The sequence below is a fragment of the Acinetobacter sp. B-6 genome (assembly GCF_056930735.1).
The window spans coordinates 1-17071 of record NZ_JBXPBY010000001.1 but is presented as its reverse complement, the minus strand read 5'-3'; the positions used below and the strand labels follow the sequence as shown (position 1 = coordinate 17071).

The window sequence follows — 17071 nt, the reverse complement described above, 5'->3', positions numbered from 1 at the left end:
CACAGATTTATTTTTTTCAATAAGTTAAAGGTATGGTTGCATCGAACTCACGTTATTATAAAATTTTTATGCTAAAATAATGACTTAGTATAATTTCTATTAAATTTGATTGAGTACCTCTAACGGCACCCAACCTGATTGCCCATCAGACGATCTACTACACCACATCCAACCATTTAATTGCTCTTCGCCGACCAATAGATCGCCCTGATCTACATTTAACTCTTTCGCTGTATAATCCGCTTTTGCATAGCCTTGAAGCTTATCAACCCATTCAATGATTTGTGCAGGAACCCAGCCCTCTAATCCGTCATCAACTTTGCAGAAATACCAATTGTCCCAATTCTCCGAGCCTTGATATTTTTCTCCTATCTTTAGCAAAGTCCCCTTTGAAAAAGTAATCGGCGCTATATATTCACTTCTATGTTTGGCTATGGCAATCCATTTCATTTTGATCGTCTTTTTATAATAGTGTGCTTTAAATATAACATGTAGCTTGATAGAAAAAGTATTTATAATTATTTGCTTACATCTTTCAATCAGCAAAACTCATCTGTTTTGAATATTGAACATCCATAATGGATAAGAATGTATTTACCCCTTAGCATTTGTCCTTGATGCTTTATTTTTTATTTTCCAAATCTTTCTTCATTTTTTCGAGTCGTTTCCATTCCTCTGCCACTTGAGGATGAACTTGGTATTCACCTGTTTTTCTCATCTCGCGGCGTTGTTGCATTTCTTCTTTTTGCGCTTTGCGTAACAATTTAAAGCTCATATACAACAAGCCCAATAAAACCAGAACACTGATAATGACCAAGGCAATTAATAAAAGCTTCATGCTAAATGTCACGCTAACAAAAAAAGAGACCTAATATGAATCAGGTCTCTTCGATTGTCAAAACTTTAAGGTCAAGTTTTAACTTAAAGGATTATTTATCTAAAATAGCAAATAAATCTTTTTGAACGTCTTCGATTCCACGCAAGCCGTTTAATTTATTATAAGTCGGTGCATTTTCTCCAGAAGCTGCACGACCTTGATAGAAACCTACCAATTGTTCAGTTTCATTGTGATAAGAACCTAAACGCTTGCGAATGGTTGCTTCTTCATCATCTGGACGTTGAACAAGATCTTCACCTGTCTCATCATCTTTACCTTCCACTTTTGGTGGATTATAGATCGTATGATAAACACGACCAGATGCTGGATGTTGGCGACGACCAGAAAGGCGTTTTACGATTTCTTCATCAGGCACTTCTATTTCGATCACATGATCGATCGTGATGCCTTCATTTTCCAAAGCTTCAGCTTGCGGAATCGTACGTGGGAAACCATCGAAGATACAACCATTCACGCAGTCAGGTTGTGCAATACGTTCTTTTACTAGACCGATAATAAGCTCATCAGATACTAGACCGCCTGACTCCATTACACTTTTAGCTTTAAGACCTAATTCAGTACCTTCACGAATCGCAGCACGGAGCATATCACCGGTTGAAATTTGTGGGATATTGTAGCGCTTACAGATCAACTGAGCTTGTGTACCTTTACCTGCTCCAGGTGGTCCGAGTAATATAATGCGCATAAAAAAACATCCTCATTTAAAACAATATTTATGATACCGTTTGCCATGACAAATTAAAACTTATCATCGTAATGGCATCAAATTTATAAGAAAGCCACAAATAAATGTATTAAACCAGCAAAGAATCCAGTAACACCACCCAGTACAATCAAAATCCATTCGTCTTCCTGAAATGCAGGACGTAACAAATTTTGAAACTCTTTCGGCGTTAACTCTCTAATCCGCTCTTTAAACATTTGAAAAATTTTCTGTGCACGGCTCGCATTAAACGCTGGGTCGCAAACAGGCACCATCGTAATTTCAATTGATCGATCAATCAAGTCTGTCTTGAGTTTTGCATACTCTTTTGGTCCCAAAGACAATTGTAAAGACGTACGAACCAATGGAGTTTCCATAATTTCGTTAATATGACGCTTCACAATACGGCGCGTTTTATCTTTCTTTGGACCATACATCATTTCTGTCATGATCGATTTTAACGTAATGAGGTCTTCAGTCACTACACTTGCAAAGACTTCTGACACTTCTTCTTGGCGTTTCATAAACGCGCCCTGAACATTATATGTGCCTATTCGAGGAATAACAGGTTTAATCCATGGAAATTTTCGATTTTTTGTACGTTCAAAAAATTGTGGGTAACGAATGTAATGCGGTTCTACGGGGTTAAATACCATCCAGATTGCAATCCAGTTGGTGAGGAAACCCCACACTGCTGCAAAGAACGGAACAGTCCAATGTTGTGGTACAAAAACGTACACAAACATTTGAAAAATACCAAAAAAACTTCCAATAACAGCACTAATATGCCAAATAAAATTAATTTCTTTCTGACCGACTTTTAAAAACATACGCACCATCAAACGGCGGTCACCTTCCATTTGATTGACCACCATATCACGCATATTGACCAGTGACTCAACGTTCATGGTCAGTTCGGTCACAAGTTCTTTTAAGGTACCTGGTAATTGCTTATGTGCTTGTCCATAAATACGACGTTTGATGGAATAAGGTAAATTTTCCCATAATACAGCATTGCGATCCAACATCACTTCATCGATCAGATGCTCAAGTTCAAAGCCAACCTGTTCTCCGATGATACGTGCCATATCTTCTGGATCCATGGCATCTAAAAATTCACGCAAAGAACCCAATTTAGATAAGGTATTGTCGGTGATAATGCCAGAAATTCGTCCAGCTTTACGTGGCACAATGCCTTGCCAACCTACGGGTAAAGGACCTAAATGAAATCCCCAAAACGTAATTGGATAGAATACCATTTTCAGTGCCATCCAAACATGTGCCCAAGTTACAAAGGCAGTCACAGGAATGATACTTAAGATAGCAAGATGATCGGGTCTAGCTGTAAAAGCGTGCCACAAACCATTAACGTATTCCAACATGCATGACTCTCGTATTTATTTCTATTGGCGGTCGAAGGATCTGTATAAAATCATAAAATTTTAAAAACCTACACTTAAAGTATAAGCGAATTGTATCTGAGGGCGAGTTTCCAAGATCATATCTCCATTTTTATTATGAAGTTCACTTCCTGCACCCATACCTACACTGAATGTACTTATACGTTCTTTATTCAATAAAACATAAGCGATATCAGCCCCACCACCATATTGAACTTCATCGCTTCCGTCTACTTTTTTACTTTTAAGTGAGCCACCATACAGTCCCACATAGAATCCATTTTTGTCAGTGCCATTTAATGCAACAGGAATTCGATAACCCACTTGTCCAGCAAATGCATTGTCACCATTATAAAAAGCACCTAATTTGGTATAGGCAATTCCATAAGGGTTGACCCACTCAGCATTAAAGTGAACGATTTGTTGAGTCACACCTGCACCAAAGTTCCATTTAGATGCATCCTCAGGCTTAATCTTCGCCTCTGGTAAAATTCCCTTCAAATCTGGCAAATATTCTTTAACATCAGCATGCGCGAAGTTTCCTACAGCAACCAATATTAATAAGGGAAATATTTTTCTCATTATTTTCTCCATTACCCCTAACGTTAACTTGGGTCGAGTTCTTTATCCTTAATGCTCGACTTTAACAGAATTATTTTAGCACTCATATACAAAACACTATAAATTTAATGTCGCTAAGGTCAAATCCGCACCATGTGATCGAACATGATTTGTTCGAGTATTTAGTTAAAATAAATTTTTACGAGTTATTTGTGTTTTTTACTTTTTAATCCTCAATCTAGGGTAAAATGTTTCGCCCTCGCATTCACCTATTTTCAGTATCTAAAGCCGACGACGTATGAAGCAGCAGTTTCCTTTAAAAAATGTCCAACAAGAAAAACGCATCTTTCGCAGCCGTGTTTTTTTTGCGATTGGTATTGTTTCATTTTTTATGTGTCTACTGATTGCACGTTATGCTTATCTGCAAATTTTTCATCATCAAGAGTTTAGCGAAGCATCGGATAAAAACCGTATACGCTTACAGCCGATTGCGCCTGCACGTGGTTATATCTATGACCGTAATGGTATTTTATTGGCTGATAACTACCCTGTATTCACAGCAACATTAAGTAAAGCTGATGTCGAAGATATTGAGGGTACTGTTCAACGTTTAATTCCTATTTTAAATCTGAGTCAAGAAGATATTGACCGTTTTAATAGTCGTATTAAAACCTCTAAAAAAACCGAACGTGTCACCTTAAAACTGAATTTAACTGAGCAAGATATTGCACGCTTCAGTGAAGTTAAATTTCAGTTTCCTGGGGTAGATATCGAAACGCAGATGACACGTTACTATCCACATGGGGAGTTATTTGCACATGTGATTGGTTATGTAGGTCGTATCAATGACAAAGAACTTAAATCCATTGATAAAGACAGTTATGCAGGAACCAACTTAATCGGAAAAATCGGTGTAGAGAAATCTTATGAAGATTTATTACACGGAGTTCCAGGTTATGAATCTATTGAAGCCGATGCACATGGGAATGTGCTACGCCATTTAGGTCGTAAAGAATCAACGCGTGGTAATGATCTCTATCTTTCACTTGATTATGGTTTACAGACCGTAGCAGCTGAACAACTGAAAGACCGTCGTGGTGCTATTGTTGCTATTGATCCTCGTACAGGTGAGATTCTAGCACTCGTCTCCAGCCCAAGCTTTAACCCCAATTTATTTGTCACTGGGATCGGGCATGATGACTATACCGCCTTGCGTGATAATCTCGATCAACCGCTTTATAACCGTGCTGTTCAAGGAACTTATCCGCCGGGTTCAACCATCAAGCCAATGGAAGGATTAGGGGGAATTCACTTTAAAACTGTGGATTGGGGCACTGCTATTTCTGATCCAGGTTATTTCCATTTACCTGGGGATTCTCACAAATTCCGTGACTGGAAAAAAACAGGACACGGCTCTGTCAATTTACATAAATCCATTGTGGTTTCTTGTGATACCTATTTCTACATTTTGTCTTATCAAATGGGTATCGACCGTATGAACGAGTGGATGCGCCAATTTGGTTTTGGCGAAAAAACTGGAGTAGATTTACCGAGTGAAAGTACAGGACTTTATCCAAGCCCAGAATGGAAAATGCGTACCCGTAAGAGCAAATGGCTCAAGGGTGAAACGATTTCTGTGAGTATTGGACAAGGTGCATTTACTGCAACACCTTTACAGCTTGCTATGGCAACGGCGATTACCGCCAATCATGGTGCGCATGTAACACCACATGTTTTACGCGAATCCAAAGGTGCAAAAAAACATCCTGTGCATAACGCACCTACAGGAAAAATCAATTTTAGCGGTACCGATGATGACTGGGTCAAAATGCGTGACGCAATGGTGGACGTGATTCAATCTGGTACAGGTCGTGGTATTCGTACACCAATGTATCAAATTGCAGGTAAAACAGGGACGGCGCAGGTCAAGAGTATTGCTCAAGGAAAACGTTATAACGAAGCTGCACTTACAGCTCGTCAGCTCGATCACGGTCTATTTGTTGGATTTGCGCCTGCTGAAAATCCTGAAATTGCCATTGCAGTGATTTGGGAAAATGGTCGTCATGGGGGTTCTGCTGCAAAAATTGCCCGTCCAGTTTTTGATTATTGGCTATTAACACGTAAGAAAAATCCAATTGCTCCACTCAATCATCAGGTCAGTGGCGGTTTAATGACTGCTGGGATCAAACCGGGTGAATTGCCGAGTGGTGATGTTTCACTTGCAGCTGATCCAAATGCAATGCCTAAACCAAAGCCAAACTCAGCAACCAATTCAGCGCAGAATCATAGCAATACTCAAGGGCATAGAAACAATACTCCGCAACCAGCTACCGCACCATCTAATGAGGCTGATATCAGTGAATAATAAAGTGAAAAACCAATTAAGAATTATTGGTGGAGAATGGAAACGACGTGTTCTCCCTTTTGCTGATATTGAGGGTTTGCGTCCTACACCTGACCGTGTTAGAGAAACTTTATTTAACTGGTTGATGTGGGATATTCAAAATACTAAAGTGCTGGACCTCTGTGCAGGTTCAGGTGCTTTAAGCTTTGAAGCATTATCTCGTGGTGCGCGTTATGTGGTGATGATTGAACCAAATCTTAAACAGGCAAAGTTTTTAAAAGATAATATTCAATTACTCAAAGTAGAAAATTGCCAACTTAAAATTCAGACAGCACAACAAGCGTTGTCCAACCTGAATGAACAATTTGATTTGGTATTTTTAGACCCACCGTATAGTTTAAATTTGTGGGAAGAATTGGCTCAAAAAGTTGATCCATATTTGTCTAGTGACGCATTGATTTACGTTGAAGCAGATCGTGCTTTAAATCAATTAAATTTACCTGCAACTTGGCAACTGCAAAAACAAACCAAAGCTGGTGTGGTACAAGCAGGCTTGTTTAAAAAAATAATATGATGGAGATTTGATCAACTTTGATTTGTACATCATTTTGTTCTATCTAGCACAAATTTATTTAAACTTGAGAAGTAAAGCATGGCAATAAAAGCTTCATATGATTAAACAATAAATTCATCGCATGAATTTGATTGATCAATTTGCGTATAAAAAATGGGCATTTACAGCCCATTTTTACAATCAATAATTAACGCGTTTTCCAATTCCAGTCACGATCATTGCGATCTCGATCATAGCGATCGCGGTCACGATCATGACGATGATCCCAACGGTCACGATCACGATGATCATATCGACCATGCCCACCACGATGATCATCATCGTATGGTGCAACAATACAGCCTGTGAGTGAAACACCTAAAACACCGAGTAAAATAATTTTCTTCATCATGACAGTAGCGCCCTATTCATCTTATTTTTGAAGCTTAACTGTGTAATGTGAAGTTCAACGCAAGCTTGTGTTTCAACGTGTAGTTATTTCAACATGATTTATTCACACTACTTATTTTTAGATAAAAATATTCTTTAAATTAATAGGTTAATGTGTGAATCCAAAATAGTCGTATGAGTTGTCCTCGATCATAGGGAAAACTGGAAATATATTCATAACCCACTCTATTTAAAGCATTGATCTTAAACTCAATTCCATAACCAAAGGACAGATAAAGTTCATTTACAGAGGCACTATTTGAGTTTGGGTTGATCAATGAAGTTTTTAATTGCTGTACATTATAAGCTGTATAATTAAAGATCCGAATTCGATCATTTTCATAAAATTGGTTACTCAGAATTGAATAATCTGCCAATTGCTGCTCATGCTCCTCAGCTAATTTTTTCTGAATTTCACTTTGTTGTAAAAAATCTTCATTTTGATCTGTAATTTCATCAAGATAGCTTAGGCTATTTTCTGGATTTTCAATATGAAATAAAGTCTCTTGTTCCAATTCAATATCTGATTCTTGAGCGTTTTGCTGACCTTCTAAATTTTCGATAGCAGCAGATTCAGGCATAACGATCACTTGATCCAAAGCATAGAGCTGTGAATTCAATCCAAATAGAATAATCAGTATGAAGTAAAACTTGCAGAAAAATCGCATAAGTAAGGTGATCAATTTACGATGAATTTTGTGGTTTATATAGATGCGAAAAATATGTGATAGGTTATATTAAATGTATCATATTTAAAGTTAAGTTAAAGCATATACTCAATTTGATTTTTGCAAGAAATTAGAATTATAAATAAAGAAGAGCTGCCAACATGACAGCTCTTTTAACTAAGCGAACTTAACCAATGATAATCTGATGATTCGCTAACAATGTTTCCAGTTCAGTATTTACACCATTCAGTGTAAACAGATTAGTCATAGCATATGCACCACCTGCACCATCTCGATCAATACTCAACACAGTATTGCCATCACTATGGGTCACCTGCAAATAACTGCCAATATTGTCACCAGAATCAAGCGTTGCAATACCATTCACATAATGTGCAGCGCCATCACTATCAGCAGTATACCCAATCAATAAAGATTTCAGATCAATACGGTCTGCGTCAGTTGTGGCTTCAACTGTACCCACTTTAAAGCCATTCACACTATCTGTACCATTACCACCCGTTGCATCGGCTAACAATACTTTATATAACAAAGTATATTGACCACCGTTGGCAAGATTAAAGGTGTCATTACCACCACGCCCTTCAAACTGATTATTGGCTGTATTGCCTGTAAACGTGTCATTCCCATTACCACCAGCAAGAGCTTCAATGTTCTTAAAGCTCGCTGTTCCAAAACCAGTGTTTTGAGCACTCATATTAGACAAATCAATGGTCAATGCAGTGCTGCCTGCCAGTTTATAGTCAACAGTATCCAACCCTCCAGTTGCATTCCAATTACTGTTACCAGATAAATCCACTGCCGTTCCACCACTACCGTCATAACTGTCTGTCCCTGCTGTTGCAAAGAAAATATCGTTATAACCAGTACCGATGAATTTACCATTCGCAACGTTGGTAGTTGCTTCACCTGATAAGACATAAGCTTGGGTCGCTGCACCAGCGGTTAAACCTGCCCAGCTGAGGTTAATATTTTCAATGCTGTTTCCGCCTAGGCTTGCTGAACCACCCACATCCTGAGATACACCATTGACACTCTTAATCAATACAGCGGTGTAGCTGTCATTCGCATTCAAGCCGTAGAAGTTGACGATACCTGAACCATCTGCACCAAATACACCTGATTGTGGATTCAATATTTGTGATGCGACTAATGTACCCGCACTATTGTAAAGCTGTACAGTGTTGCCATAGTACACGTTTAAACCATTGGCATCTAAAATACGTAAATGCAAACTGGTACCATCTGCAACAATATTGTTGTTTTGCAATAAGATCGTATTGGCACCGCCTTTATAAGCCAATACATCGACTGTACCATCCCAATTATAATCTACTGCTAAAGCTCCATTCACACCTGTAATTGCAGTTCCCAGTGTACTTTGCGTAAAGCTTCCTGCCCCATTGTTGGTATATAGGTTTGGTACTGCACTGACGCCAGAACGCGGCAATTCCACAATATCCATTTTACCATCATGATTCCAATCCACTGCGACTGAAGCACCACCATCTAAAGTATCTGAAAGGTAAGTTGCCTGACCGCCCGCAGTCCCAGAAGCTGTTCCAAACAGACTTCCTGTGCCACTGTTCCAGTAAACACGGCTCGCTGTACTATCAGCGGTATTTGCAGCATTTCGACCAGCGCCAAGGAATAAATCCATTTTACCGTCATTGTTAAAGTCTGCCCATGTCATCGCGGTCGCAGAGGCTGGATCACCCGCTGCACCTGTTCTAAATACACCAGCCACATTGATTTGAGTAAACGTATTATTGGCAGTTTGTACATTGGTCAATAAAGTCAAGGCATAAGCACCACCTGCTGTCGGTGTCGTTGCGCCACTGGTATGCTGAACCACATCTACAGCACCATCATTGGTCAAATCCACTGCCGCGACTTCAGAGAACGTATTTCCTGTTACTGTTGGAGGTCTACCCTGTGCGCCCCCTGCCATTAAAGACAGGCTACCTGCAGTATTGGTAATAAACGTCATGGAGTCATTACCTGTATCACCATAAGCAAAATCTAGATAACCATCGCCTGTTTTATCATAAGCAACCACAGCACCATTCCACATAGATGTGCCGCTTACCAGTACCTGATGGTTATAATTGATACCATCAATCGTCGTCCACACACTTTGCGGTGAAGCACCTGTACTGGTGTTTGTGAAAATATCCATAAAACCGTCACGATTAAAATCAGCAAATGATGCACCTGACAATCCACCACTTCCGCCAGTAACACTGACATTGGTATAGGTATTCAACCCAGTACTGTTATAGATCGTTCCAACATCACTCGTCGTACTGGTTTGGAAGAATGACCATAAACCATTTTGCCCCAGTGTCATGGTTGCACCACCCACAACATTACCGACATCAGCATTCCCCCAAGCAGGCGTCAATGAACCTGACGAACTGAGCACTTCCAATTCCATACGACTTGCATCACTCATGATTATCGAGCCATTCGCATCCACGATGTTTGCCACTACATCATAGCGCCCGACATTGACTGTACCGACAGGCAATTGCACATACCAAGTGTGATTTACAGGATCTACGACCACAGTATTGTTTGCCGTACTATAGGTCGTACCATTTACGGTTATTTGTAAAACCTCACCAATATTTAAGCCATAAGGAATGGTTCCACTCACGATTGGCGTAGTATCTGTGGTGGTTTGTGCATTGATATGAATTAAAGCGGCAGTTGAAGAACCCAGTAACAGTTGTCCATTTGCCAGTAAAGTCTCCATACTCATGCTCAGACCATTGAGTATCAACAAAGGCGTTGTAAAGTTCCCAGTACCCGCTAGATCAACTGAAATCACAGTATTACCGCCCGCTGTCATGACTTGAAGATAATTGCGCAACCCGAGCGATGCACTGTCCAATACATAGGTTCCTGCACCAGCATCAAAGTAGACATAGGCTGTGCCAGTATAAGCTGTCAATAAGCCACTTAGGTCAATGATATCTGCATCAGAATTCGGTGCAAAAGCTAGACTCCCTCCCATAAAATCATTGATCGTATCAGTACCATTCCCCCCAGTAATATGATCAGCAGGATTGATCAGGTTGTAAACTATTCGATCATTTCCCGCGCTAAAACCTAGGTTAATAATGTCATCCCCACCACGACCTTCAAAGATGTTATCAAACGCATTACCGCTTAATGTGTCGGACTGTGCACTACCTCGCACTCCTTCAACATTGGTGATATTACTAACCGTCCCCCAACCCGATACCGTACCAGCTTGCAGATTAACCGTTACACCTGTAGATGCATTACGGAAATCAATAATATCCATACCCCCTGAAGCAACCCAAGTTTTACTTTCACCTTTCATGACAGGTAAATTCCAGCCACCACCGCCGTTATAAGCTGTGGTCCCCCCTGTCAGATTAGAAACCACATAAGTATCGTTATAGCCAGTGCCTACCAATGTTGTTGAATTGGCAGTGGTCACAGCTGTTGTGGTCAACACTTGTGCATCAACCGCACTGCCTGGAGTAACGTTCCATGAGTACGTCGTCATCACGCCGTGATCATTCGCCAATAATTTGACTGTGTAGCTTTGTGATGGATCCAATCCGAAAATGTTGACCAAAGCAGAACCATCATTGACCCAATTTCCTGATTGTGGATTTATGATTTGGGTGGATACTAAACGCCCCGAAGAATCGAACAACTGGACGGTATTACCATAGTAGACGTTATGACCTTCTGCATTCACAATACGCAGATGCAAAGCTGTTCCATCTTTGACTTGGTTGGTGTTGCTGATTAACTGTGTCTGTGTACTCGCATTAAAACTGGCTAACAGGTCAATATCGCCATCCCAATCATAGTCAGCAGCGGCGATACCATTTAACGTGCTATTCCCCATATCAGCTAATTGCGTAGTCGCCCATCCCGCAGCCACATTACCGTTATTGGTATATAGATTCGCAATACCCGTCGTATAATCGACCTCTATTGCATCCATTTTGCCGTCACCATTCCAGTCGACAGCAACAGATGCTTCTCCAGCTAGGCTATCATTTGCAATTGCAATTCCATTGCTTGATAAGCTACCACCGTTATTGAGGAAAATTTTGCTATTGGCGGAGGTTCCTGTTTGAGTTGTATTTAAATATAAATCGAGATAACCATCACCATTAAAGTCTGCCCAAGTCATCGATAGCGGGGTGGTCGAATCATCTGCTCTAGCGGCTCCGAATACATTGGTAATGACCTGTGTTTCAGTCCAGTTTGCACCCGTTGCACTGCTACTACCGTTATTTAACAACAAGCTTAATGTATAAGCGCCTGTTACCCCAGATTGGCTAGTGGTGGCATGCAAAGCGAGGTCGACTTTACCATCATTATTTAAATCTACTGCTGAATTTTCTCGATCCATGGTCAATGTATTCAGACCTGTGGCTGTCGGATTACCTGATGCCCGTCCATAGACACTGAATACACCACTATTATTTTTCAAAAATGCTGAGGAGTCGTTTCCTCTATCACCGACCACAGCATCCAAATAACCATCACCATCCATATCTAGAAATACTGAACCACCACGAGCGATAAGCTGTCCAGCATCCACATTACCAGCAGTAAATCCTCCACCAGCAGTACCCGTCCAAATCGGCGCTGTCGAACTCACGGCACTATCTGTGCCGATGATGTCAATATTGCCATCTAGATTGAAATCACCGAAAGAATATGAACTAACCGTACCAGAAGCGAGTGTCAAAGCTGTGGTGGTATAACTTGTCGTTGAAGTTCCAGCATAAACCGCTTGGTCATTGACAAAAGTCCAGTGACCACTCTTGTTAATGAACATGCTGCTACCATAGCCCACTGTTGCGTTGGTACCAAAAGCACTATTGGTATATGGCGCATTACCCAAGTTGTTCACGACATCTATATCAGAAGTCATGCTTAGGCGACTACGATTCCCTGCTGCATCCCAAATCACATAACCCAGATGATACTGACCTGCTGTCAAACTCAATGACATATTCCATGTCCCACCTGCTGCGACTGTTGCAACATTGAGGACACTATCAACACCTTCTGTATAAATACCATCGTTGTTAATATCATTGATCAGCGCCACAACACTGCCAACCTCAGCTGTGCCATCCACACTGCTACTAAACTGTGCTGTACCTGCAAGGATTGTTTTGTCACCATCAGCATCTATCGAACCAGCATTGGCAAAGTCTGGGTTACTCAAGGTCATCGATGGTGCTATTAAATCAACTGTATATGTCGTTGTAGTAGTTGAGCCATGCGTTCCATTCACGGTATTTTCAATCCGTACTTGTAATGGAACTGTTGTCGATACTGCATAACCCAATGGTTGCGGATTATACGACCAACTGGTCGCACCCAAAGTATTTTGCACTACAATCCAACTGTTCCCACCATCCAGACTAATCGTCACCTGCTCATTCACTTCCAAAGCACGACTGATGGTACCATTCAATATTGGTGTACTATCACGAGTGATCAAATCAGTATTGATCGCATCATTATTGGTAGAGTAATTGCCACTCTGACCATAAGCGGTATCGGTCATGATGGAACTGAGTGTGGCTGTTGCATCAACAGTTAAACTAAAGATCGGACTTGCAGTGCCTTCATTACCCGCTTGATCTGCAACTTTGACATAGTAATTATATGTGCCAAAACCTAAGATATTCGGTGTATAACTCCATGCAGTCTGACCATTTGCTAATACGATTGAGGTGATTAAAACATTATTCTGATAAAGGTTAATGGTATAACCAGCTTGTACGCCTGCCGTGACCGCCCCAATCAAGGTTGGTGTGGTATCATCCGTCGTTGTATTGCTCCCCATCAATCCAGTAACAGCACCCGAACTATCAATATAATTGTTAATATTGGCTGTTTGTGAGGTGGCGATGGTATCAACGATTAAATTAAAGGCGTTGGATATCGGTCCTTGATTGCCCGCAGCATCCATCACACGTGCAGTAAAATCATGACTACCGTTGCTTAAAATGTTTGTAAATTCAAAAGTCCAATTTAAACCTGTAACGGTTGCAATACCTAAAAAGGTTGAGCCTTCATATATACGCAATACTTCATTCGCACCTAAACCTGTGTTGAGTGTACCGTTTAAAACAGGCAGCGTATCATTGGTATAACTACCTGATCCATAATCACCAGTGTTCATGATGACATCATCTGTAAAACTATTAATGATCGCTTGTTGAGTTGGTAGTGTTGTATCCAATATTAATGTGAAGGCAGCTGACTCAGGTCCTTCATTACCAGCCTGATCGACCACAACTGCGGTATAGGTATAAGTACCATCTGTCACTAACGATAAAGGTAAAGTCCAAGTTGTTCCTGTGACTGAAGCAATACCAACCAAATTGCCATTATTATCATGGATATGTAAACTTTCTCCTGATGATAATGCGGTATTCAGTGTTCCTTTTAAAAGTGCATGACTGTCATCAGTCGTTGTCCCACTCACAAAATCGCCTTGAAATAATCCAACCGTATCATTATAGACAGTAATAGTTGGAACTTCTGTCGGTGCAATCGTATCCACAATCAATTCAAATATATTGGACTGTGCCAGAACACTGTTAAAACTATTCACCACCTCTGCACGATAGCTATAAAGACCATCACTTAAACCTGTGACTTGATAACTCCAAGACGTTTCAAAAACATCAGCTTCTCCCAGCAATATTGATGTACCCAGTACTTGATCAACTTGATAAACCAGCACTTTATCTCCATCATTTAATACTTTTCCAAGAGTTCCCATTAAGAGTGGCGAACTATCGTCTGTTTGACTTCCAGATAAATAATTCCCCATATTGTCGCCATAATTGTCGTTATAGAGGATAATCGTGATATCTTCTGGCTGTACAGTGGAGTCAACTGTTAGAGTAAATGGCGCTGACGCTAAAGATTCATTACCTGCTTCGTCCGCAACTTTGACTGTATAAGTGTGAGTACTTGGATCTGTTAAGGTTGGTAAATTAAAAAACCAATTTGTGCCACCTGTTGTTGTCGCAACACCAACTAGAATTGTCCCCTCATAAATACGTATTTCATATTCAGGTGGAATTACAGAACTAAGTGTTCCATTGAGTATGGGATTTCTGTCATCTGTTGTTGTACCATTCCCAAAAGTGCCAATAACTGGTCCAGTTAGATCTAAATAACTGGTAATATTTACGGTTTGTGTTGGCGCCACAGTGTCAACAATTATTCTAAATGCTGGAGACGAAAATACTCCAAGATTCCCCGCCGCATCCGCAACAACTGCCGTATAATTTTTATTGTCACCATTCACTAAACCTGCCACATCAAAGGTCCAAGCTGTGCGACTGGCATTTAAGGTTGCAACACCTATTTGTGTTGTCCCTTCATAAACGAGAACAACGTCGGTTGCAGCCAATGCACCACCGCTGATGGTTCCATTTAATCGAGGCGCTGTATCATCGGTATGTGTGCCACTTGGATAATCTCCAGTATTCGTACCCAAATCATCAGTGAAACTGTCAATAGTTGTGGTCTGTGTGGGTGCAAGCGTATCAATTGTCAGTGTGAAGTTCGCAGAATTAGTTCCATGATTACCTGCCGCATCAACAACGACTGCATAATAAGTATAACTGCCATTGCTCAGTGAAGGTAATTGGAAACTCCATCCTGTTCCTGTAGCATCGACAACAGCAACACCTAGCAGCGTATCACTATCATCATAAATTTCAATAACTTCCCCTAAACTTAAAGCACTACTCAAAGTACCATTTAAGAGTGGTGTGGTATCATCCGTCGTTGTATTCGTATTATTATCTCCTTGATAAATACCTATATTATCTGTATAGCTATCAATCATCACGGTTGTCGTTGGTGCAGTGGTATCTACAGTTAATGTAAATGCTGGGGACATTGAACCTGCATTACCTGCAATATCAACAATACGAACAGTATATTGATAGCTCATACCATCATTCAAACCAGATAATGAGTACGTCCAAGTGGTATCACCAGGACTCAATGTAATCGATGCAATCCATGTACCATTTTGATATAATTCAAGAATATCGCCCGCTTGCACTCCTGCTGTGATTGAGCCAATTAATGTCGGGGTAGTATCATTGGTGTTAGTATTATCTCCCATTAATCCTGTGTTAGGATCAACTAAATCAAAATAGCTATTAATAAAAGCATTTTGTGTTGGGGCAGTCGTATCTATTTGTATTACTTGACTATCTGTTGCCCCAATATTACCTGCAACATCCACAATACGAACCTGATAGATATAATCACCATCAGGGCTTAAAACCCGAGGGTCTTGGTAACTCCATGTACCTCCTGTAACGATTAGATTTACCCAATTGATACCATCCACACTTATTTGAACTTGTTCATCTGCTGCCAATGTACCGACAACACCATTCACGGTAATTGATTGGTCATTGGTGATAAAATCCGTCGAACTCGTCCCACTGTCTGTACTGATAGATGTAATATTCAATAAAGTGCTGACTGAAGGTCCTGTTAAATCAACACTCACTATCTGATCATCACTTTGACCAATATTTCCAGCTGCATCAACTACACGTACTTGATAAGTATATTCTCCTTCTAAAAGTGTCCGAGTATCCTCATAATGCCATGTTCCTGCATTTACAGTCAGATCAATCCAATTCAAACCGCCATCAATACTGATTTGTGCAGTTTCACCCACTGCCAAAGTCCCAACCGTACCATTAATTGTCAGACTGGTATCATTGGTAATAAAATCGGTCGTATTCAGTCCAGTATCATCAGTAATCGAAACGATATTAATCGTTGTACTTGCTGAAGGTGGTGTTGTATCTATGTTCAATACATATGCATTTGATAAATTCGCTTGATTACCCGCACCATCTTCTACACGTGCAGTATAGGTGTAGCTTATGCCATCACTTAAACCACTATCATCAAATATCCAAGTTGTGCCAGTACCTGTAATGGTTGCCGTTCCAACTCTAATATTTGTATTACCATCATTTCGATAAATCGCAACGACTTCTGTTGCACCTAAAACGGCACTAATTTCACCTAAAATTTGTGGTGATGTGTCATTACTATATCCAGCGCTATCTATATGACCCGTATTTGGCGCAACATTGTCATTTATACCTGTAATCGTTGCGACTTGTGTTGGCACAATATTGTCAACATATTGGGTGCTGGTACTTGGTCCAGTGTTACCTGAAGCATCGGTGACTGTACCACTCACCGTACCTGTCGGTTGGTTGATTGCAGAGGTCACCGGTCCATAATTACCTGAACTGTCCACCGCTGTGGTAACTGTGCTGCCATCTGGATAGCGGATTTCAATGTTGCTGTTTGGCTCAGCCGTTCCACTGACGCTCACCGAACCATCTGGATTGCCTGTCACATTGACCACTGGTGCTGCTGGATCAATGTTGTCG

The 17071-nt window shown here is 40.5% G+C and carries 10 protein-coding genes; 2 read left to right on the top strand and 8 right to left on the bottom strand.

The genetic code is table 11. The annotated features are described in order from the left end of the window. Window positions 1-99: 99 nt before the first annotated feature. The 5 genes from AC1Z3T_RS00050 to AC1Z3T_RS00030 all read right to left on the bottom strand — a co-directional run bounded on the left by AC1Z3T_RS00050 (window position 100) and on the right by AC1Z3T_RS00030 (window position 3583). On the bottom strand, window positions 100-450 hold the full coding sequence (locus tag AC1Z3T_RS00050; RefSeq protein WP_046761604.1) for an SH3 domain-containing protein: 351 nt from the start codon (window positions 448-450) through the stop codon (window positions 100-102). Between the two features lie 172 nt (window positions 451-622). Beyond that, a complete protein-coding gene (locus tag AC1Z3T_RS00045; protein ID WP_004829406.1) occupies window positions 623-838 on the bottom strand; it encodes a hypothetical protein in 216 nt (71 codons plus the stop codon). Between the two features lie 91 nt (window positions 839-929). Continuing rightward, a complete protein-coding gene (adk, locus tag AC1Z3T_RS00040) occupies window positions 930-1583 on the bottom strand; it encodes an adenylate kinase (protein ID WP_004829407.1) in 654 nt (217 codons plus the stop codon). A gap of 83 nt (window positions 1584-1666) precedes the next feature. Beyond that, a complete protein-coding gene (locus AC1Z3T_RS00035) occupies window positions 1667-2983 on the bottom strand; it encodes a DUF445 domain-containing protein (RefSeq protein WP_004829409.1) in 1317 nt (438 codons plus the stop codon). Window positions 2984-3043: 60 nt separating this feature from the next. Next, on the bottom strand, window positions 3044-3583 hold the full coding sequence (locus tag AC1Z3T_RS00030) for a hypothetical protein (RefSeq protein WP_005032911.1): 540 nt from the start codon (window positions 3581-3583) through the stop codon (window positions 3044-3046). Between the two features lie 277 nt (window positions 3584-3860). Here AC1Z3T_RS00030 and mrdA point away from each other — a divergent pair, with 277 nt between their 5' ends. Both mrdA and rsmD read left to right on the top strand, forming a co-directional pair. After that, window positions 3861-5927, top strand: a complete 2067-nt coding sequence (mrdA, locus tag AC1Z3T_RS00025) for a penicillin-binding protein 2 (protein WP_005032912.1) — start codon at window positions 3861-3863, stop codon at window positions 5925-5927. 4 nt (window positions 5928-5931) lie between these two features. Next, window positions 5932-6480, top strand: coding sequence for a 16S rRNA (guanine(966)-N(2))-methyltransferase RsmD (rsmD, locus tag AC1Z3T_RS00020; RefSeq protein WP_034715485.1), 549 nt, complete (start codon window positions 5932-5934; stop codon window positions 6478-6480). Window positions 6481-6667: 187 nt separating this feature from the next. On the opposite strand, the gene AC1Z3T_RS00015 is transcribed toward rsmD, so the two are convergent. From AC1Z3T_RS00015 to AC1Z3T_RS00005, 3 genes are all read right to left on the bottom strand, one after another. Then, window positions 6668-6871, bottom strand: a complete 204-nt coding sequence (locus AC1Z3T_RS00015; RefSeq protein ID WP_005032919.1) for a hypothetical protein — start codon at window positions 6869-6871, stop codon at window positions 6668-6670. Window positions 6872-7010: 139 nt separating this feature from the next. Beyond that, window positions 7011-7577: a hypothetical protein gene (locus AC1Z3T_RS00010; RefSeq protein WP_046761590.1), complete on the bottom strand. Its 567-nt coding sequence runs from the start codon at window positions 7575-7577 to the stop codon at window positions 7011-7013. Window positions 7578-7764: 187 nt separating this feature from the next. Then, a complete protein-coding gene (locus AC1Z3T_RS00005; RefSeq protein WP_483396421.1) occupies window positions 7765-17046 on the bottom strand; it encodes a beta strand repeat-containing protein in 9282 nt (3093 codons plus the stop codon). Window positions 17047-17071 lie beyond the last annotated feature (25 nt).